Genomic DNA, 20,561 nt, shown 5'->3' with positions numbered 1-20,561 from the left:
TCGCCTCGTGGCGGGAACCATCGGCGAACAGCCCGCCCTGTCCTACGCACACGTCGCCCGCACCGGCCTCCTGCCCGAGCAGTTCCTCGCCCCACTCGCCGACCGCGTCCGCATGAACGACAACGGCACCCTGAACGTCGACGCCTTCACACCGCACTGAATTCCGACAGCAGTCGTTCACGAGTTTCAGCAGCGCCCCACTGACGGCCTGTTCGATTTCGTCAACCTCGGGCTTCTGGTGTCACTGCGCGGCGGCCCCTCCGACGCGCAACCGGCTGAGCGCGCCCCGATCCCCGCTCGCGTCTGCGGCGTCCAGCCTGCCCTCCCTCCCTCATCCTCAACTCAGCTAGGGCATGGGCGAAAGCGGTCGCGAAGGGGATGTCAGACCCCAGCACGCCTACTCAGCAGTTGGGCAGCGGGTTCGTCTCGCTGGAGATCGTTGTGTCCTTCATCCAGCCCCACTGCGCGTTGTCCGAGAGCCGAACCCGTCGCCCCGATGAAGGACACCCTGCCGCCTGAGAACACCGCGCCGCCAAAAGACTGCCGGGTGCCGGAAGGGATCCACACGCATCGCCATCGCCAACACCGGTGGCCGGCAGTCCTGGAGAACGGTGCCGGCGAGGCGGACCCCTTCGGGCGGGACCGCCTACGGTGTCGCGGCGGGAAGCCGCGTCGGCACCACCGGGAGCATCATGCCGTCACCGAGCGGCGCCGTGTGCGGTACGAGGGCGCCCTCCCTGGCGATCTGGAGCAGGTTCGGCAGTGTGTAGGGTTCGGCCCCCTCGAGGTCGACCTGGTAGCCGAGGTCGCCGAGGCTCGCCGCGGTCATCCGGCTCAGCGGGTTCCCGGCTCCGGAGATGAACGGCGACATGAGTTCGGTGACGAAGACCGCCTCACGCCAGTGGCTGTCCTGGGTACCGGGCCCGCCGAAGTTGGCAACCGGTACCGGCACCGGGTCCTCCTCACCGAGGAGCGCGGCGAACTCGGCCATCGCGCCGGCACCGACGAAGGTGGGGTTCTGGGTGCCGGCGCCCTTGAGGAGGTCGAAGGCCGTCCACAGGGTGCCGACACCCAGGACGTGGCCCATCTCGTGCGTGATCACGTCGACGAGCGTGCCGTCCGTTTCCATCCGGGCGAGATCGGCGGAGTCGAACCGCATCACGCCCTTCGCCGGCAGGAACGCACCGAACTGCGCGGATTCGTCGCGGAAGTCCGTGGGACCGGCCATCCCCAGTACTCGGCCGGGACCGTCGATGGTGACCCCTTCGGCTTCGATGAGCAGGTCGTCGATGACGTCGCCGTTGACGAGCGCGGTGTCCAGGTCCCCGACGATGATCCTCGCCCAGCGGTCGGCCGCCGCGGCGAACGCGTCCTGCTGAGTGGCCGTCAGTCCGCCGAGGAAGCGGATCTCGATGGTGAACGGTGACGTCGTGCGGGCCAGCTCCCTGGCCCGCTCGAAACTGGCGACCGCCCGATACGTCTGGAAGGTGTTGGTGGCGACCTTGCTCATCACGGTTCTCCTCCATGTCGGTCCGGACGAAGAGTCACCCCTCTTCCCACACTAGGCCGACAGGGTGAGGGGATGCGCGTGGACAGCCCGTGCCGACCTCGAGTGATCGAGTTGCCCGCCCTCGAGGGACATCGGACAATTGACAGTGCCGCCGCCTTCCGTCGCGGGTCCTTCCACTCCTCCTGGTCGGGAACTCCCCTGCGAAGGAGTAAGGCAATGACAGACAGGCAACAAGTCCCCACCACTGACGAGTTGGGTCTCGCGGACATGCTCGGCGGGCTACGACGGGAACTGGAAGACGCACAACGGCGAGCCGCGGGGGAAAAGCTGCGATTCGGCATCGCCGATGTCGAGGTGGAGGCCACGGTCCAGATCACCCGGAACGCCACGGGCCGGGCGGGCATCCAGTTCTGGGTGGTCCAGGCCGGTGGCGACTACGCGCACGGCAACGCCACCACGCACCGGATCAAGCTGAACCTCACGCTGCCGGGCACCACGCTCGTCTCCGATGAGGGAGCCGTCGCCGAATGACCGGGCTCGACGCCGAGCGGCTGGTCTCGCTCACCGCGAACGGCAGACGAGGCTCGGGGTATCTGCTGACACCGGAGCTCATCCTCACCGCAGGTCACTGCGTCGGGCCGAAGGGCTCCGCGGTCACTGCCCGCGCCTACGCGCGCCACGAGGGAAGTTACGACCTCTCGGAGGAGCGGTACACCTTCCGGGTGGCGGTCCGGGGAGACGAGGAGCCTGACTACGCGCTGCTGGAATCCAGCGCCGACAATCCGTTCCGGACGGCGCGGGACGGCCCGTCGGGTGAGGTGCGCCTGGGCCGGCTCATCGGCGAGGGCGCCGTCGCCGCCCAGGCGCTGGGCTTTCCGAAGTCAGGGGTGCAGCAGGCCGGGACGAGACAGTTGATGAACCCGGAGGACGTGCGGGGGCGCGTCCTTCCGCTCACCGGGTCGAGGCGCGAGGTGCGTCGTCTGAACCTGCAGATCAGGACAGGCTCGTCGCCGCTCGCCCGGGGCGCGTCGCTCTGGAGCGGCATGTCGGGTGCGGCCCTGTTCAGCGGGGATCACCTCATCGGCGTGATCACGGAGGACCGCGCCACGATCGAGGGACGGCTGATCGCGCTGCCCGTCAGCGCGGTCTTCGGCGACGACGGGCCGGCCGAGGCGAACGCCTGCCTGCTGGCGGCCCGCGGCAGGACGGCACCCGAGGAACGCGTCACGCTGGACCCCGTCTGGGCGGGTGGCGAAATCCTGAAGCCCGCGTACAGCCCCCTGCCGCCACGCGATCAGTGGTCCGAGGCGGACCTGCTCGAATCCCGCCACGGTGTCGTGCCCTTCCGTGGGCGCGCGCAGGAGCTCCGAGCGCTGGTCGACTGGTGTGAGCACGAGGACGACCGGGGCGGCGGACAACGCATACGTCTGCTCACGGGCGGCAGCACGGTCGGCAAGACCCGTCTCGCCCGTGAGCTGTGCCGCACGATGGCCGGGAGGGGGTGGGTCGCCGGTGTCGTCGACCCGCTGCACGTGGACTTCTCCGGTGTCTGCGCCCTGCCCGAGGGCCGGCTGCTCGTCATCGACGACGCCGACGCCCACGCCGGACAGCTGCACGTCCTGCTCGCCGAGGCCACCGAGCGCGGAGGCCACCATCCGCTGCGCGTCCTGGCGGTCGCCCACCGCGGCGGTCCATGGTGGGACGCGGTCAAGCGGCGCTACGAGGCACTGGTCGACGCAGAGGATCCTGCCCCGCTTCCGCCGCTCCCGGAAGCCGACCGTGAGGACGTCTACCGGGCGGCCTACGCCGCGTTCCGAGGCTGGTACGAGGAGAGCGAGAGCAAGGCCGACGCCGCTGTGCGAGCGGGTGCCGTGCCGGAGGGTGAGACCTCGACGGACGTCGCCGCGCCCGCCGGAATGGGCGTCCCGGGCCTCGAGGAGCCCGACTTCGGTAGCTATCTGCTCATCCTCATCCAGGCGCTGGTGGACGCCCGCACCCTGCTGCACAAGACGCACTCGGCCACCGCGGGACCGCCCACACGCTCACGCGCCAACGCCTTGCTTGACTACGCCCTCGACGTGGAACGCCAGCGGTGGCAGGCGTCCGCCGAGCGTCAGAGGTTGCCGCACGACCCGGTCCTGCTCGAACGGATCGTGGCCGTCGCCAGTCTGGCGGTGGCCGACGGCGAGACGGACGGGGAGCGAGAGACCGAGGCGGCGCGCCGGCTGCGGCTCGTGCCCGACCTCGCTGACGAACCGGAGTGGCTCACGCGTGCCTTCGCCCGCTGGCAGCACGCGGAACTTGCCGGAGAGGGCTACCTGCGGTCGCTTCAGCCGCTGAGGCTCGCCGAGCGGCTCGGCGCGAAGGTCATCGCCGCGTTTCCCGACATCGCCCCGCGACTGCTCGACGTCGGCGGTGACGGCCCGGGGATCCCCCAGGCCGCGACGGACCAGGCGCGCCAGATACTGAATGTGCTGCACGTCCTTCAGCTCACCGCCGGTTCCGACGGCTGCCGGGCCGACGGGACGGGTGTGCCATCGGCCCAGCAGCGGGCCCGCGAGGCGCTGGACGCCGCGCTGCGCAGTCACGCCCGCCCCCTCGTCAGGCTGGTCAAACAAGTCGCGGCCACCGATCAGGACCAGTTCGCGAGTGCCATCGGCACCTCGCTGGCCTGCGCGCTGAACTCCACGCTGCGCAAGGACTCGGCGCAGGAAGTCGCCGCCCAGGTCCTCGGGGAACTCGACCTCGCCTGCCCGGACGTCCTGTTGGAGCTGGCGACGGCCGTCGCGGAACACGCGGTGCAGCACTACCGGCAGGGCGGCGGAACGCCCGCCCAGGACAACCGGGGAGAGCTGGCCCGGGCCCTTCAGCGCTGGTCGCTGTACCTGGCCAGTTCGGGGCTCCGCATCCAGGCGCACGAGGTCGCCGGGCAGGCGGTGGACATGTACCACGCGCTGCACCAGCTCAGTCCGTCCGAGGAGCACGAGTTCGCCCTGGCGGAGGCCCTCAAGGACCTGGCCGACCGGCTCGTCGACGTGGGGCGGTTCGAGGACGCGGACCTCTGTGCCCGGGACTCCATACGGCGTCTGGAACCGCTGTTCCAGCGCAACCCCAGCCGCAGGAACGCCTTCGGTCTGGTGAAGTCCCTGTGCACGCTGGCCACGGCCACCCACCGCATCGGCCGCCAGCGCGAGGCCCTGCAGGCGGCGACCGAGGCGTGCGAGCTGATCGAGCGGTTGCCGCAGGCCCAGGAGAGCGACGAGCACGGGCCGGACGAGATCCAGGGCGTGCGGGCGTTCGCGCTGCGCGGTCTGGCGTGGCAGCTCGGTGCGAGCGGACGCGTCGACGATGCGGTGGCCAGGGCCTCGCAGAGCGTCGAGATCTACGAGGAGCTGCGCGAGAGGTGTCCGGGCCTGTGGAAACGGGACATCGCCGAGGCCCTGTCCATCCTGGGCGTCCAGCATGCCGCCCGGCAGGAGTGGGACGAGAGCGTCCACCGGCACACCGAAGCCCTGAACCGTCATTACGACGCCCTGGAGCGGGAGTACCGCGAGGCCGTACGGCCGCAGCACGCTCTGGCGCTGGGCCGGCTGGCGGAGGCGCACCTGGGCAGGGCGCGCGCCCGTCCGGCGGGGAGCCGGCAGGACCTGCTCAAGGCGCTGGAACACGTCGAGCAGGCCCTGGAACAGTACGAGGGGATGCGCAAGGAGGACCGGTGGGCCAATCGCGTCCACGAGGCCTGGACGAGCTGTCTGGAGGCGGAGGTTCTGCTCGCGCTGGACGCGACAGGCCGGCCGCAGCGCGCCGCGCCCGCGATCCGGCAGACCTGCGGACGGGCCGAGGCCGCGGCCCGCCGGGCACTGACGCTGTACGACGAGTTGGACGTACGTGCCTGGCGGCTCAGGTTCAACAGGGCCCGGGCGCAGGCGGTGCTGGCCCAGTCGTACGGAGGCCGGGGCCGCCCCCGGGCCAAGGTGCTGCGCGCGCACGAGCAGGCGCGTAACGCGTTCGCCCGGCTCGACGCGGAGGAACCGGGGCGTGCCGAGGCGGAGTTGCACGCGATCGAGGACACGATCGAGAGCCTGCGGAAAGCCGGTCCGCCCGTCCAGGCGCGTGCGCAGACGGCCGTGAACCCGTCGGGCAAGCGACGCAAGCGGCACCAGCCGAAGCCCCGCCTCCGCGGCCGTCAAGGCCGTCAGGGTGCGGCCGGGCGCAGAAGACACCGGTGACACGGCACCGGTCCGGGTCCCTGAGGTGCGGCCGAGCGGCAGCTCTCATAGCATGGTATTGGGAGTGTTTTGAGGGTATTTGCGCGCCGGTACCGCAGGCGGATTCGGCGCGCACGCCGTCGGCGGCCCTCACCGAACCCGACCCATCGGCCAGGGCGAGCGCTTGACTCAGGCTTCGACTTGCACGCTTCCTCGCTCCTTCGCGCATGGCCGTTGTCCACGAGGTGGTGCGCCGGATTCGTGCAGGACAGGAGCATCGTGATGAGCGAGAGACGACGCGCCGCGCGGCGCCCGACGGCGGGAGACCGTACGTCCCTGCCCTGGCGGGTCGTCACCGGCTGCGCCCGGTACGTCGACCGGCACGCCGAGTGGGACAGGCTGCCCGTCCCGCCGGGTCTGCTGACGCTTCTCGGGCTGCGCGTCAGGCTCCGGCAGGAGAACCTCCACGACACCGGCCGGCTGCCCTCGGCCGAACTCCCCGAGCCGGCGCCCCCGTCCGAGAGCCACAAGGTCAACCGGCCCGCCGACGGCAGCCACTACGACCTCGGCGAGCCCCGGACGGGCATGGCGGGCACCCGCTTCGGCCGCAACATCCCGCGCGAGCGGCTCTACGACGGAGACGTCGAGAAGGTCGACCTCATGGTCGGGCCGTACGCGGAACCACTGCCGGCCGGATTCGCCTTCAGCGACACCGCGTTCCGCATCTTCGTGCCGATGGCCTCGCGCCGGCTGAACAGCGATCGCTTCTGCACCGAGTACTGCACGCCCGAGGTGTACTCCACAGCGGGTATGGCCTGGATCGACGACAACAGCATGATCACGGTGCTGCCGCGCACCACCCGGAACTGCGTACGGCGCTCGCTGGCCTGACCAACGCGTTCGTGCCGTGGCACACCGCCGGAAGGACGGTGAACTGACATGACTGCAACGGACAGGATTTGCGACGAGCGGCAACGCCAGGTGGCGGCGGCCGCCGCGCGGTACGGAGCGACCGGCGACGAACGGCGCGCGGTCGAGCGGCAGCAGAACGCCGGGGTCGCCTTCCCGGACTCCGACGAGGCACTCGCGGCCCGCGCGGCGCGTCTGCTCGAACGGCACGCGGTGCCGCCCGCCATGGTGGTGGAGGCAGTCCGCGCGGAGCCGCTGGCCGCGACCGCGGCGTACGAACGCATCCTCGGGGTCTCCAAGGACCTCCAGGCCTGGAGTTTCCTGCCGCGCGGCAGCCGGGCCGCACGTACCGTCGCCCGCATCTCGATCCGGGAGAACGGCCGTGAACTCCCGCTCGGCACCGGCTTCCTCGTCTCGCCGAGCCTGCTGATGACCAACCATCATGTCCTCACCGACGCGGACGCCTCCCGGCAGTGCTTCGTGGAGTTCGACGCCCAGGTCACCGTCGACAACACACCGCAGACGCCGACCCGGCTGGAGCTCGACCCCGACGCCTTCTTCGCGGCGGACGAACGCCTGGACTTCGCACTGGTCTTCGTCGCCCCCGGCCCGGACGGGCGGCCCCCCGGCGAGACCTTCGGCTGGAACCGGCTCAGCATCCAGACGGGGAAGCTGGTGATCGGCGAGCCCGTCAACGTCATCGGCCACCCGATGGGCCGCCTGAAGGAGATCGCCGTACGGGACAACATGCTGCAGACACGCCTCGACGACTTCCTCCACTACCAGACGGACACCGAGCCCGGAAACTCCGGCTCCCCGGTCTTCAACGACCAATGGGAGGTCGTCGCGCTCCATCACAGCGGGGTACCCAGGACGGACGACCAGGGCCGCGTCCTGCGCCAGGACGGGCAGGTCTGGCGCCCCGGAGACGGCGACGACGCCATCGACTGGGTGGCCAACGAGGGCGTGCGCATCAGCTCGATCCTGAAGCACCTCGCGGCGCTCCCCCGCACCTCCCCGCAGCCGTCACCGCTGGACGACCTCGGCCCCGAGGCGGGCCAGCCCCAGACGGGAGTTGCCGCCGCGCCCGCCCCGGCACCCGTTGCCGTCGCCGCGCCACCACCGGCTCCCGAGCGGGCCGCCGCGCACGCGGGCCTGCGCGCCCGGGACGGCGCGTTCGGCGGCGCCCGGCACCTGGTCTTCCTGCACGGTCGTTCCCAGGAGGGCAAGGACCCCGAGAAACTGCGCCGCGACTGGGCGGCCGGGCTCAACCAGGGGCTCGTGCGGGCCGGGCTTGCTCCCGTCGACCCGGCGGACGTCTGGTTCCCCTACTACGGCGACCGGCTGGCGCAGGCCCTCACCGCGCACGAGGCCGTCCCCCACGCGGTCGAGGCGCCGACCACCTCCGCGGCGGAGGTGGTCGCGCCCTCCGCTGCGTCCGCCCGCGCGGTGTACGAGGAGATCATCGGCGAGGCGGCCCTGAAGTGGAACATGCCGCAGGAGCGGCAGCTGGCCACCGAGGGCCTCGGCCTGGGCGACCTCGTCGGTGCCCTGCAGAAGAGGCTGAGCTGGCTGGCCGCCCGGAGCGACCTCGATGCCTGGGCCATCGCCCTGATCTTCCGCGACGTGGCCGCGTACCTCGACGACGCCCGGCCCGTCCGCGAGGAGCTCCTGGACTGTGTGCTCGAGGCGGTGCCGGACTCGGGCGAGGTGGTCCTCGTCAGTCACAGCCTGGGCACGGTCGTCGCGCTGGACCTCACCACCCGGCTGTCCCCCGGCGTCAGCGTCGTCCATCTGACCACGGCCGGCAGTCCCCTCGGCCTGGACAGTGTGTACAGCAGGCTCCTCGTGGGCGGGCCGAAGCGTCCCGACATGGTCGCGGACTGGTCCAACGTGTGGTGCCCCAACGACGCGGTCGCCATCGGCTGCCCACTGGCCGACGACTGGGCGGACGGCCTGGCCGACCTCGCCGTCATCAACGCCCGCGACCGGGCCCACAGCATCGTGGAGTACCTCTCCCACACTGAGGTCGCGCGGTCGATCGGCAGCCGCCTCGCGCTCTGAACCGGCCCAGAAAACAGCCCTGGTGAAGCCCCGTCAGCCAATCAGCGCCAGCCAGGGCCAGGGACAGACGCAGCGGCAGGCGTAGATCACCCCGAAGTGCTGTCCGACCACGGCCTACCGCATCTCCCACTACACCTGGGACGACGCCGGCAACCAGATCGCCTCGACCACACCGTCCCGCAGCACCACCTCCGCCACCTACAACACGGCGGGCGAGACCACGACGATCACCGATCCGGCCGGCACGACCACATTCGACCACGACGGCCTCGGCCGGCAGACGGAGACGCGGACGCCACAAACCGCCGCACGACTCTCGCCTACGACGCACTCGACAACCTGACCGCGACGACGGACCACGGCACCGGCCCACCGCCCTGCGCACGGACACCGCCGAATTCGATGCGGACGGCAACCAGACAGCCTCGATCTCCGCACAGATCAAGGCCCGCACGACCTACGCCTACGACGCCCTGGGCCGCATGACCACAGATCGAGCCGGTCTCATCCACCGAGGCGATCACCACGTCCTTCGGCTACGACGCAGCAGGCAACCAGACCCGCCTCACCGACGGACGCGGCAACAAGACCACCTACACCTTCAACAGCTGGGGCCTGCCCGAGTCCACGATCGAACCCTCCACCGCCGCCCGCCCAAGCGCCGCCCACCGCACCTGGACCACGGTCTACGACAAGGCCGGGCAAGCAGTCACCGAACTGCCGTCACCACCACCCGCAACACTTACACCTACAACGACCGCGGCGAACTCCTCACCGCGAACGGCCCCGGCGGCGAATCCAACTACAGCTACGACGCCGACGGCAGCATGCCAGGCCGCCGGCGACCGAGCGCAGTTGGAGGGCTGCGGCCTCAACGGAGGGCTGCTCACGGCGGCTCAGGGGCGGACGGCTGAGGAGGAAGCATCACGTCTCCGGTGCGCTTGAGCCGCTGCCAGGGCAGACGGTATCCGTTGATCGCGGTGAGGCACGCCTGGATGAGGACCAGATACATCAACTGGCGGTAGACCACCTGCTGCAGGGGAAGCGCCCACAGAGGTCGCACCCTCTCGCCGTCGAGACGGAACGCGTAGAGGGCGCACAGCGCCTGTACCGCCAGCACGGCAGTCCAGGTCAGCAGCGTGCCGAGCCGGTTTTGGAACACCAGACCGTAGAGGGTCAGGATGTCGATCAGTGGAGCGAGGAGGGGGGTGAAGATCTGGAAGACGGCCAGCAACGCCAGGCCCAGACGGCCGAAGTGTCCCGCATGACCGGACTCGAACAGTGCGTGACGGTGCTTCCACGCGGCCTGCATCGTGCCGTAGCTCCACCGGTAGCGCTGGCGCCACAGCTCCCGCAACGAGCCCGGTGCCTCGGTCCAGGCGTACGCGTCCTGCGCGTAGCCGACCTCCCACCCGGCCCGGTGGAGAGCCATGGTGATGTCGGTGTCCTCCGCGAGGGTGTCGCCGCTCATCATCCCGGCTTCGCGCAGGGCCGTAGCGCGGAAGGCCCCCACGGCGCCGGGAACGGTAGGCAGGCAGCGCAGCAGGTCGTACATGCGGCGATCGAGATTGAAACCCATGACGTACTCGATGTGCTGCCAGCGGCCGAGCAGACGCCGGCGGTTGCCGACCTTGGCGTTCCCGGCGACGGCCCCGATGCGGGGGGCAGCGAACGGCTGGACGAGGCGGCCAACGGTCGAGGAGTCGAAGACCGTGTCGGCGTCCATCATGACGATGAGGTCGTGGGAGGCCAGCAGGATGCCGGTGTTGAGAGCAAACGGCTTGCCGCCGTTGGGCCGGCGGATGACGGTGACGTTTGCGATGGCGAGTGCTTCCGCGATGTCGGCGGTACCGTCCTCGGAACCGTCGTCCACAACGATGATCTCGAGGGGATGGTCGCTCGCGGCGAGGGAGCGGAGTGTCTTGGCGATGCACAGTCTCTCGTTGTAGGCCGGGATGACGACGCTCACCGGTTCGGTGACGGGCCGGCCCGGGACGGTGCGCGGGTGCGAGCGCAGACGCGCGTGGCGATGGGCTAGAACGACGAGCAGCGCGCACCGTGCGAGCACAAGCGATCCGACCACCCACAGCAGCGCGCTGATGACCGGCACCGCCGTCCCGCACACGGCCACGGCCGCCACGAAAACCCGGCCCTTCCACTGGTCCGGGCCGTCGGCGGGGCGGGTGAGGCTGTCGGCGCCGACGACGTCGGCGAGGGTCGTGAAGCGATAGCCCTGCGCGGTGAGACGGGGAATCAGTGTTTCTATGGCTTCGACCGTCTGAGACCTGTCCCCGCCCGCGTCGTGCAGGAGGATGACCGCGCCCCTGCCCGGTGCGTCTGGCATGGCCGCTTTGATGATCGCCCGGGCGCCCGGGCGCTCCCAGTCCCTGGTGTCCTGGTCGATGAAGGCCAGAAGGTACCCCTTGTCTCCCAGGCGCCGCGCCACAGACCATGCCGAGTCGTCCAGGGCGGAGGTGGTCGCGGAGTAGGGCATCCGCATGACCGAGCTGTTGAGGCCGCCCGCTCCGGCGATGGCCAGTTGGGTCAACGCCAGTTCACGGTCGACAGCGCCGGCGGACTGGGTGGCCAGGTCGGGGTGGGAGAAGGTGTGTACGCCGATCTCGTGGCCGGACCTGATCACATCGCGCAGCACGCCAGGGTAGCGGGCCGCGTTCTGCCCGGTGACGAAGAAGGTGGCGGGTATGCCGAAGCGGTCGAGTGTGGCCCTGATGCGAGGCGTCCAGGTGGGATCGGGGCCGTCGTCGAAGGTCAGCACGATGGTCTTCCTCGGCACGCGGAAGGTGCGCAGGTGATCACCGGTGGTGTCGACGATCGGGCCGCCGTCCACGACCTCCCTCGGCACGCGGGTGGCCGGCCGGTCGGCGCGCCCTTGCTGATCACCGGCGAAGCCTCGGGTGGTGTATCCCTCGACCAGAAGCACCGAGAGGAGAAGCATCAGCAGGGCCAGCGGGACGACGATGCGGAAGCGGTGCGGGGACAGCTGGGGAGCTCGGCTGCGCCCCGCGCCGGGCCGAAGCGATGGACGGTCGGCCGACCGTTGACGGCTGCCCCGCATCAGGGGGCCTGTGCCGCCGGTACGCCGGAGGGCGGGACGCTGCTGGAGCCCTCAGGCGGCCCCTCGGACGGCGCTTGGGGGGTGGCCGCCGAAGGCGTGGGCAGCGGCGTTTCCGGCGCGGGCTGGGGCAGCGGCGCACCCGTCGGGGTGCCGGCGTCCGGAGCCGGTGCCGGCGAAGGAGCGTCGGGAGCCGGGGACTGGTCCTGTGGTGGCACAGGGGATTCCGGCGCTTCCGATGCGTCTGGGGCCTGCGGCGCACCTGGCACTTGCGGTGCATGTGGGATACCTGGTCCCTGGGGGGCCGCTGGTCCCGCCGTAGCGGGGGGCATCGCTGCACTGATGAACGGCGATGTTCCGGGCACAGTCGGGAGGAGAACACCGGGCGGGCCGCCGGTCACCGTCGTGAACCCCGGGACCAGCAGCACGCTGGGATCCACCGCAAAGCCCGAGTCGCCGGCCATCCGGCTGCCCACTCCCGGCGCCCCGCTGGACCGTGGCGGCACCTGGCCAAGGGCTCCCGGTCCCGGCACGACGGGCGCGGCAGGCCCACCGGAGACGCCGGGGACTGGCAACAGGACCTCGGGCGCGAACGGCGTCGCTCCCAGCAGGCTCAGCCCCAGCACAACCACATAAGTGGAAGCCAAAGCGGCCAACCCGTATCCGGTGCGCCGAAACAACCGTGCGCGATGACCGGTGGAATCGACGAACACCGGCCTGTCCGCGGTAGCCACCGTACTTCGCATATGCCGTGATATGCGGGCATGAAGGGCCATAAAAGTCAGCGTACGTCGCCGCTGGGCATGACCAGCAAGAGAGCGTGTCTATAACCCTTCCATCGCACCCACTGGCAAGAAGACGAGAGCCACGATGGCATCCTTACGGCCGTCGCCCCACGATCGTCCATCTCACTTCACACGGCACGAACACGGCACGAACACGGCAACCTGAACTGGTGAACCGGGTCCACGTGCGCGCCGCCACCGCGCCCTCTGACCGCCACCCCCACCTGGGCCATCGCGCTCTGCGCACCCTCAGCCGCGCTCGCCGCCCGTGGCCGGCCGGGCCGGCACGGCCGGGTGAACGGCAGGACCCGCACGAGGGCCCAGCGCTGATGACCGTGCTGCCCACCATCGATTCCCGGACCCGGCATTCACCGCAGGACCGCCACCTGAGTGCGGACATCGGCCGCGGCCGTGCGGGTTGCCTGCCCGGCCGCACCGCGTGCAGGTGCAGTCGGCGACGAAGCCGACGCAGGGTCCGCAAAGACCGGCGGTGGCGTCACGCCCGATCAGTGGCTGGACCGTGCCGCGGCGGGGCCACTCGGCTGCGGAACGGAGCACGGCGGTGGAGCAGAACGGGCAGACGCAGTGACGCTCTGGCCTTCACGCTGGCAGCGTGCGCATGCAGGCGGTGCAGGTTCACGTTCGGGATGCCCAACGGCGAACCGATCGTCACCAGGGCCCGCACCTGATGCCCGGGCCGCGCGCACAACGCCTCGTAGGCGACGACCGAATCCAGCGAGTGCGCAACAACGACCCGCGTGTCCGTGTGGATCTGGTCGGTCACCCGGGCCAGGGCCTGCGCACGCAGGCTGGGATCGGTGAGACAGTCACGGACCTGCTTCGGATCGAAGACCATGGCCCGCAGGGCGACTGGATGCGCACCGCCAAGCGCGGCATCCTCAGGCTCAATCCGTGGCTCACGGTGGCCGGCACTTCCGGCGAGCAGGAGAAGTGGCAGAAGCTCCCGAGCGACGCTATTGGATCGGGTGGCAGGGTGTTCAAAGTGGCGATGAGTGCGTCGCACACGGTGCTGAGCCGTAGCCGTCGGGCAGGTGGACCAGCTTCAGGTAACGGGTGCTGCGGTCGACCAGAGTGGCGATCGCGGAGTGCTTCCTGCGCCGAGGATCAGGTCGCCTTCCCAGTGCCCGGGGACAGCTCGGTCGGCTGCCTCGGGCGGTCGTTGGCTGATCATGACCTTGTTTTGACTGCACGGAAGCGCCGGCGGTCGGCCAGTCGGCGAGGGAGTCACCTGGCACGTCCGGTGCGCAGAGCGTGGCAGAGCTGCTCGGGGCTCAAACGCGAGGTCAGTGAGACTGGATGAAGTCGTGCAGTTCCAGGTCATGGCCGCCACTCGGGGGACGGACAGGCCGGGTGGAAGGGACGGGACGTGACATGGACGCTGCCGGAGCCGATGTTGACCACGCCAGTGCCCAGTTCCGATCTGCCGCCGGGTTGGGCGGGAGAGCCGAAGTCATGGATGGGGTTTCGTTCTGTCCGTTGTCCACTGCGGGCATGGCTCAGGGCCCTCCGGCGTAAAGGGCCCTGGACCATTGGTGGCATCGGTTGGAGAGCCGGCAACGAGCGGCGAATCAGGTGCCGAGTGGCCCGTGAACCCCCTTGGGGGCCGCCGCCGCTGAATTTCAGATGGACGGCGGCGTTCAGCGCAGGCTGCTGACCAGGGACCTGCAAACCGTCAACGCCCTGACGGACCCGACGGTCCTCTAGCCGGTGATCGCCGGTGTGACCGCGGGCTCAAAGGGGCGGGCACAGTGTCGCCGGTCGGGCGCCTGTCCATGTGTGAGTGGGGCTGCCGCATGGACAGGCGTGACCGTGGGCCTCAAGCCGCTTCGAGGAAGGGGTAGTCGGTGTAGCCCTCGGCGCCCGGACCGTAGAACAATTCCGGTCGCGGCTCGTTCTCCGGGTGGCCATCCTGCCAGCGCTCGACCAGGTCGGGGTTGGCGATGAGGGCCCGACCCACGACCACGGCGTCGGCGTGGTCAGCCTCTATCTGCTGGAGCGCCTGCTCGCGGGTGGTCTGCCCCCCGAAGGGGCCGCTGTTGACGATCAGCTTGCCGTCGAAGCGCCGCCGCAGCTCCTGTACCAGGTCGCCGCCCGGCTCGGCGTGCAGTACGGAGAGGTAGGCCAGGCCCAGCGGGCGCAGCTGGTCCATCAGGGTGCCATAGGTGGCCAGGACGTCGTCCGGGTCGGTCTCGAAGACGTCCCCGAGGTCGACCTCCGGCGAGATCCGCAGCCCGACCCGCTCGGCACCGACGGCCTGGGCAACCGCCGTGACGACCTCGACGACGAAGCGGGCGCGGTTCTGCGGCGAGCCGCCGTATCCATCGGTGCGCTGGTTGGCCGCCGGGGAGAGGAACTGCTGGAGCAGGTAGCCGTTGGCGCCGTGGATTTCGACGCCGTCCGCTCCCGCCTCGACGGCCCGGCGGGCCGCGGCGACGAAGTCCTCCAGGGCTGCCCGGATCTCTGCGGTGGTCATCGCTTCCGGTACGGGGTAGGGCTGCTCGCCCTTCTCCGTGAACGTCTTGTTGTCGATGGCGATCGCGCTGGGGGCGAGGATGCGGCGGCCGCCGTTGATGTCGGGGTGGGTGCCGCGGCCGGCGTGCATGATCTGCAGGACGATGCGGCCGCCCTCGGCGTGCACCGCCTCGAACACCCGCTGCCAGCCGGCCGCCTGCTCGTCGGTGGCGATGCCCGGCTCACCGACATACCCCTGCGACGCGTGGTCGGGGTAGGTGCCCTCGGTGATGATCATTCCGACGCTCGCCCGCTGCCGGTAGTACTCGACCATGAGGTCCCCGGGGATGCCGGAGGAACCGGCCCGGACCCGGGTCAGCGGTGCCATGACGATGCGGTTGGCGAGCTCGATCTTCCCGAGGGTGACCGGGGAGAAAAGCGACGGAGCGGGCGAAATTTCTGAAATGTTGACAGTCATGGGTTTCTTTCTTTCTGCAATACGGAGGAAACGGGATGGAGGTCTGCGACGCAGGAGGTCCACGCTGTCCGGGCGGAGGCGCGGATGCGGTTCCTCGGGCAGGCGCGGGCCCGCTGCCGGTGACGCGGTTCCAGGACCGCCATCGGGTGTGGATGGTGTTGGCGGCGAACGCAGTGAGAGCCGCATGCCGTCGGCGTCCGTGTCGACGCCGGTCAAGCGCAACTGCCCGCCGGAGTAGTGGCGTTCGCTCCTTGCGCACGATCAGCAGTCAGCCAGGTGACGAAGGCATGGGTGCCGCCGCCGGAGTCGGTACGGATCGGTGTCTGCAGGCCGCGCCGCGGCCGACTCCCTCTAAGCGCCCCCGCGAAGAGGACCGAGACACGGCTTCACCTGGAACGCGCTTTTGGCGGTGGCGGGAACAGCGATCTCAGAGATCCTCACTCCCACTGCCCTGAGGCACTTTCTGCTGTGCCGATCACCAGTCGGACGGCCTGCTCGCGAAGGCGCGAGGCTAGCTGAGCGGTACGTCCGCGACGGCCTTGAGGTGGCTGAACGTCTCGAGGGAGTACCGGCCGTGGTACCGGCCCATGCCGCTTTCTCCGACGCCACCGAACGGCAGGCCGGGCATGAGCAGTTGCATCACCGGCTGGCCCCAGGCGACGCCGCCGGAGGACGTCTCGTTAACGAGGCGCGACTTGGTGGCCTCGGACGTGGTGAAGGCGTAGAGCGCGAGTGGCTTGTCGCGTTCGTTGATGAAGGCGATGGCGGCATCGAGGTATTCGACTTCGACGACGGGGAGGATCGGACCGAAGATCTCCTCCTGCATGACCGGCGATGCGGGGTCGACTTCGGTGAGCACGGTCGGTGCGATGAACAGGTCGTCGCGGTCGTGCCGGCCTCCCACGGCTGCCCGGCCGGAGTCCAGCAGACGGGTGAGCCGGTCGAAGTGCCGCTCGTTGATGATCCGGCCGAAGTCGGCTGCGGTCTGCGGGCTGGTGCCGAACTGGGCTTCGACCGCCGCGCGGAGGGCGGGAACCAGTGCGGCGGCGGTGGCAGGATCGGCCAGTACGTAGTCGGGGGCTATGCACTGCTGCCCCGCGTTGCCGAACTTGGCGCCGACCAGCCGCTGCGCGGTCTCGTCCAGGTCGGCGTCGGGGGCCACGAAGACCGGTGATTTGCCTCCGAGTTCGAGCGTGACCGGGGTGAGGTGCTTGGCTGCTGCGGCCATGACGATCCGGCCGACCGTGCCGTTGCCGGTGTAGAAGATGTGGTCGAAACGCTGTTCCAGGAGGGCCGTCGTCTCCTCGGCTCCCCCCTCGACGACTGTGAGCACGTCGGCGTCGAAGTACTGGCGCAGGAGGCGTGAAGCCAGTGCCGAGGTGTGCACCGACATCTCGCTCGGCTTGGCCACGACGGTGTTCCCGGCGGCCAGTGCGCCGATGAGGGGGTCGATGAGGAGATGCAGCGGGAAGTTCCACGGAGCGATCACGAGAACGACCCCGAGCGGGTCGTACGTGGTGTAGGCCGTTGTCGTGGGACCGAAGTGGGCAGGAACCTCCACCGGGCGGGGCTTGAGCCAGCTCTCGAGATTCGCCAGCGTCTCGTCGATGTCGGCGACGGTGAAGTCGATCTCCTGCATCTTCGCCTCGGCGGCGTTCTTCCTCAGATCCTTCCAGAGCGCTTCGAGCAGCTCCTGCTCGTTTTCCACCAGCAGTGCCCGCAGCCGCCGCAGCTGGTCGACGCGCCAGTCCAGCCCGCGGGTGACGCCGGTGTCGAACGTCGCACGAAGGCGGCCGACCACCTCCGCGGCCGTTTCGGTCCGGTGCGTCCTCGACTCGGTCCCCTGTAGTGCGGTCATGGGGTGTGCTCCGTTCTTGATGCAAGCCACGCCCCGGCTGCCTTCCAGCCGGGCACGGAACCAGCGTGCTGGACGATCCGGTATTCACCCAGGTCACAGCCTTGTGTACATCCGCTGTGCCTACCACTGGCTGGGGCAGGCTGGTGTGCGTCCGACCGGGGATACTCGGAGGCATGGACGAATATCCCGAACCGGTGCACCAGCCCGCCGACGGCGCTCTGGACCCGCGCGCCGAACTCGGCGAGTTCCTGCGCACCCGGCGGGCCCGGCTGAAGCCGGAGGACGTGGGCCTGCGGGACTTCGGGCGGCACCGGCGGGTGCCGGGGCTGCGCCGCGAGGAGTTGGCGCAGCTGGCCGGGGTGTCGGTGGGGTACTACACCCGCCTGGAACAGGGCAACGGGCAGCACGTGTCGACGGAGGTCCTCGACGCCATCGCCCGCGCGCTCCGGCTGAGCGACGCCGAGCACGCCCACCTCACACACCTGGCGAAGCCGAAACAGCAGAAGAAGAAGCCGGCCGGCCGCACCCAGCGGGTGCGGGGCCCCCTGCGGACGCTGCTGGACACCATGGAAGGCGGCCCGGCGATCCTCGTGGGCCGGCGGGGGGACATCCTCGCCTGGAACCGGATGGCCGCGGCGGTCTTCGGCGACTGGGCCGAGCTGCCCGAGCGCGAGCGGAACTGGGCGCGGCTGGTGTTCCTCAGGCCCGAGTACCGCGACCTGTTCGTGGGCTGGCACGGCAAAGCGAACGACGTCGTCGCTCAGCTGCGCATGGACGCCGGCTCCCATCCCGACGACCCCCGGCTTTCCGCGCTGGTGGGCGAACTCTCCGTGAAGAGCGAGGAGTTCAGGCGGCTGTGGGCCGCCCACGACGTCAAGGACAAGTGCCACGGCATCCAGCGCCTGCACCATCCGCTCGTCGGTGAACTCGACCTCCGCCTCGAGTCGTTCCACCTGGCCGACGACCACGAACAGACACTGGCGACGTACCACGCCGAACCGGGATCCCCGTCGGCGGAGGCACTACGACTGCTGGCCAGCTGGGGTACCGACGCGACAAGGACGGGAGCCGGGATGCCGCCGGCACGCATGGCTTGATGAACAGTTGATCATCGGTAGTTGGCTGCGCGCCACGCCCAGCGTGCTTTCGCACGCCGGACGCCTCCGGGGGCGGTGTCGGATTCAGGACGGCGCGGGCGTGCTGCGGGTAGGCAGCGGAAGAACGGTTCCGCCGCTGCGCAGCCCTGGCGCAACACCTCCTTCCGCATGACCCGACAAGGTCAGTCAGGCGCTGCGTGAGCGGCGTGCCGCCGTCTTCGTCATGGTCTTCTTCGCTGTTGTCTTCTTCGCTGTTGTCTTCTTGGCCGGCTGCTTCTTCGCGGTCTTCTTCTTCGGCATCTCGTTGGCGTCGGCGTCCTCGCCGCGGGAGGCCTTGGCCTGCTGGACGGACTCGGTCAGGGCGGCCATGAGATCGAGGACATTGCCCGGCTGCTCGGGCTCCGGGCGTCGGGAAGAGGCTTGTCCTCCCGCTTCTACTCAATCCCGTCGGTGACTTCCAGCATCAGGTCGATAGTGCCCTCCTCCGCCCCGTCGTCGAAGGAGGCGTAGGCGCAGAGGGCAAGCCGTCTGGAGGTGTAGTGGCCCAGTTCGCGCTTCGCACGGCGAGGCCAGAGCACCCACAGGCACCACGCCTGGCGTACCGCCACCAGTGTCCTCGCAGGAGTGCACAGCTTGTCACCCGAGCGGTGGGAGGCGAGGACGTCCGCAAGGGCCAACCGGCTGCGACCGTAAAAAGCGCTGTCCGATCAGCGGAGCACGGTGATAGACATCCGGCGTGGAAAAGAATCTTGAGTTCCCCGACCTGTTGCGACTGATCGAGGAACGGTCGACCGCCTTCCGCGCCGTGGTCGCCGCCGCGCCCCGTCTCGACGCACAGGTGCCGACCTGCCCTGGGTGGACGCTGTTCGATCTGGTGAAGCACCTGGGCGGGGGAGATCGCTTCTGGGCCGCCATCGTCGGCGCGGGGCCCGCCGACGCGCCCCCGGCCGAGGCCGTCGCCGCGCGCGCCGCGCTGGAAGTGCCGCAGGAGCGTGCGGCCCTGCTGGCCTGGCTGGACGCGTCGACGCAGCTTCTGCTGGGCGCCCTGCGCGCGGCGGGACCGGAGAGCGGTTGCTGGACGTGGTGGCCCGCGTCGCAATCACCGCAGACCGCCGGCGGCACCGCCCGGCACCGGGTCCAGGAGACCGCGGTGCACACCTACGACGCCCAGCTCGCCGGGGGCGCCCCGCAGCCGCTGCCGGTCGAGCCGGCACTCGACGGTGTGGAGGAGTTCCTGTTCACCGTCTGCGCAACGCCGAGTGCCTGGCCGCACAAGCCGACGGCCTTCGACTTCCACGCCGCCGAGGGCCGCTCCTGGCGCCTCACCGTCGATGGCGACGGCGCACGCACCACCCGCATCCCCGCGCCCACCGCCGCGCCCGGCGAGGACTCGGACGCAGCCGGCGCCTCCGTCCACGGCACGGCCGGTGAGCTGGTCCTCTACCTGTACGACCGGATCCAGGCCGACTCCTTGCGCGTCGACGGAGACACAGGGCTGCTCGACCTGCTCCGCGCCTGGGAGCCGGAGGAGAAGTAGGACGTAGCGTGGGCGGTTGGCCGCGCCTCGAGCCGGTAGGACACGACTCTTCGCCAGGTTCGTCAGTCGCGGCACCGGGCTCAAACCCGCGAGGCGGCCTCGGGGCGTCACCAAGCCGACCGTCTACCTGGATGGCAGTGCGAATTTGTCCGTCCCAGCGATCACGAGAACCGACGCGACTGCCGTCGTCCCGATCTGGTCGAGGAGTCAGTCGATCGGGTGACTGCGGCGGCTGCCGTGCATGAGAGCAGGTTCTTTTGGTAGCTCGAAGGGCGTCGAAGCCAACGTGCGCTCCAGGAGGCCCTGTTGTCGCATTCCTACGACAACGCGAGAGTGGGGTCCACTTCGGCCACTCTCGCGTGTGACTGTCTGGCTCACAGTTCGGGAACGCCAGAGACCACGGGGCGCGAGCGTCGGTATCCCACCGACATGTCGGACGCCGAGTGGGCGGTGGTCCGGCCACTCCTGCCGGTGCCGGGCTGACAGCGGGGCCGCGGCGGGGCGGGCAACCGGAGGCTTATTGCCACCGCGCGGTGCTGGACGCGATCCACTACCTGGTCGACAACGGCA

Annotated in this window: 16 protein-coding genes and 2 pseudogenes; 10 read left to right on the top strand and 8 right to left on the bottom strand. The window is 70.1% G+C overall.

What is annotated here, in order from left to right; all coding sequences use genetic code 11:
- The first annotated feature begins 7 nt into the window (after window positions 1-7).
- Window positions 8-160, top strand: coding sequence for a hypothetical protein (locus tag ABZT02_RS35065; RefSeq protein ID WP_356024948.1), 153 nt, complete (start codon window positions 8-10; stop codon window positions 158-160).
- Window positions 161-646: 486 nt separating this feature from the next.
- Here the strand turns inward: ABZT02_RS35065 and ABZT02_RS35060 are convergent, their stop codons facing one another.
- A complete protein-coding gene (locus tag ABZT02_RS35060; protein ID WP_356024945.1) occupies window positions 647-1,510 on the bottom strand; it encodes a leishmanolysin-related zinc metalloendopeptidase in 864 nt (287 codons plus the stop codon).
- A gap of 216 nt (window positions 1,511-1,726) precedes the next feature.
- Here ABZT02_RS35060 and ABZT02_RS35055 point away from each other — a divergent pair, with 216 nt between their 5' ends.
- From ABZT02_RS35055 to ABZT02_RS35025, 7 genes and pseudogenes are all read left to right on the top strand, one after another.
- Entirely contained in the window at window positions 1,727-2,041 is a 315-nt protein-coding gene (locus tag ABZT02_RS35055; protein ID WP_356024943.1) for a trypco2 family protein, read from the top strand.
- Window positions 2,038-5,739, top strand: a complete 3,702-nt coding sequence (locus ABZT02_RS35050; protein WP_356024941.1) for a serine protease — start codon at window positions 2,038-2,040, stop codon at window positions 5,737-5,739. Before ABZT02_RS35055 ends, ABZT02_RS35050 begins: the two co-directional genes overlap by 4 nt.
- Before the next feature lie 261 nt (window positions 5,740-6,000).
- Window positions 6,001-6,609: a peroxidase family protein gene (locus tag ABZT02_RS35045; RefSeq protein WP_356024938.1), complete on the top strand. Its 609-nt coding sequence runs from the start codon at window positions 6,001-6,003 to the stop codon at window positions 6,607-6,609.
- Window positions 6,610-6,657: 48 nt separating this feature from the next.
- Window positions 6,658-8,691, top strand: a complete 2,034-nt coding sequence (locus ABZT02_RS35040) for a serine protease (protein ID WP_356024936.1) — start codon at window positions 6,658-6,660, stop codon at window positions 8,689-8,691.
- Window positions 8,692-8,776: 85 nt separating this feature from the next.
- Window positions 8,777-9,034: a hypothetical protein gene (locus ABZT02_RS35035; protein WP_356025154.1), complete on the top strand. Its 258-nt coding sequence runs from the start codon at window positions 8,777-8,779 to the stop codon at window positions 9,032-9,034.
- Window positions 8,925-9,146, top strand: a pseudogene (locus ABZT02_RS35030) (hypothetical protein); the annotation flags it as partial. The gene ABZT02_RS35035 and the pseudogene ABZT02_RS35030, both read left to right, overlap by 110 nt.
- A 37-nt stretch (window positions 9,147-9,183) precedes the next feature.
- Complete coding sequence (locus tag ABZT02_RS35025; RefSeq protein ID WP_356025152.1) at window positions 9,184-9,636, top strand: RHS repeat domain-containing protein; 453 nt, start codon at window positions 9,184-9,186, stop codon at window positions 9,634-9,636.
- Here ABZT02_RS35025 and ABZT02_RS35020 read toward each other — a convergent pair.
- From ABZT02_RS35020 to ABZT02_RS35000, 5 genes and pseudogenes are all read right to left on the bottom strand, one after another.
- Complete coding sequence (locus ABZT02_RS35020) at window positions 9,578-11,767, bottom strand: bifunctional polysaccharide deacetylase/glycosyltransferase family 2 protein (RefSeq protein WP_356024933.1); 2,190 nt, start codon at window positions 11,765-11,767, stop codon at window positions 9,578-9,580. The two genes, ABZT02_RS35025 and ABZT02_RS35020, sit on opposite strands and share 59 nt — an antisense overlap.
- Before the next feature lie 1,278 nt (window positions 11,768-13,045).
- On the bottom strand, window positions 13,046-13,405 hold the full coding sequence (locus tag ABZT02_RS35015; protein ID WP_356024931.1) for a hypothetical protein: 360 nt from the start codon (window positions 13,403-13,405) through the stop codon (window positions 13,046-13,048).
- Window positions 13,406-13,583: 178 nt separating this feature from the next.
- Window positions 13,584-13,747: pseudogene (locus ABZT02_RS35010) on the bottom strand (IS30 family transposase); the annotation flags it as partial.
- Between the two features lie 639 nt (window positions 13,748-14,386).
- Window positions 14,387-15,499: an alkene reductase gene (locus tag ABZT02_RS35005; protein ID WP_356024929.1), complete on the bottom strand. Its 1,113-nt coding sequence runs from the start codon at window positions 15,497-15,499 to the stop codon at window positions 14,387-14,389.
- A gap of 511 nt (window positions 15,500-16,010) precedes the next feature.
- Window positions 16,011-17,357, bottom strand: coding sequence for an aldehyde dehydrogenase family protein (locus tag ABZT02_RS35000; protein WP_356024927.1), 1,347 nt, complete (start codon window positions 17,355-17,357; stop codon window positions 16,011-16,013).
- Window positions 17,358-17,530: 173 nt separating this feature from the next.
- Here ABZT02_RS35000 and ABZT02_RS34995 point away from each other — a divergent pair, with 173 nt between their 5' ends.
- Window positions 17,531-18,454, top strand: a complete 924-nt coding sequence (locus ABZT02_RS34995) for a helix-turn-helix transcriptional regulator (protein WP_356024925.1) — start codon at window positions 17,531-17,533, stop codon at window positions 18,452-18,454.
- Window positions 18,455-18,640: 186 nt separating this feature from the next.
- Here ABZT02_RS34995 and ABZT02_RS34990 read toward each other — a convergent pair whose 3' ends face one another.
- Entirely contained in the window at window positions 18,641-18,823 is a 183-nt protein-coding gene (locus tag ABZT02_RS34990) for a hypothetical protein (protein ID WP_356024922.1), read from the bottom strand.
- Window positions 18,824-18,888: 65 nt separating this feature from the next.
- Window positions 18,889-19,131, bottom strand: coding sequence for a hypothetical protein (locus ABZT02_RS34985; RefSeq protein WP_356024920.1), 243 nt, complete (start codon window positions 19,129-19,131; stop codon window positions 18,889-18,891).
- 59 nt (window positions 19,132-19,190) lie between these two features.
- Between ABZT02_RS34985 and ABZT02_RS34980 the strand changes: the two genes are divergently transcribed.
- Window positions 19,191-19,991 carry a maleylpyruvate isomerase family mycothiol-dependent enzyme gene (locus ABZT02_RS34980; RefSeq protein ID WP_356024918.1) on the top strand — a complete coding sequence of 267 codons (801 nt, stop codon included), beginning with the start codon at window positions 19,191-19,193 and terminating at the stop codon, window positions 19,989-19,991.
- Window positions 19,992-20,561 lie beyond the last annotated feature (570 nt).

Origin of the sequence: Streptomyces sp. NPDC005402 (assembly GCF_040606575.1) — a bacterium.
Lineage (GTDB): Bacteria > Actinomycetota > Actinomycetes > Streptomycetales > Streptomycetaceae > Streptomyces.
Note: the sequence above shows the minus strand (reverse complement) of the source record. Positions and strands in the feature narration are given on the sequence as shown.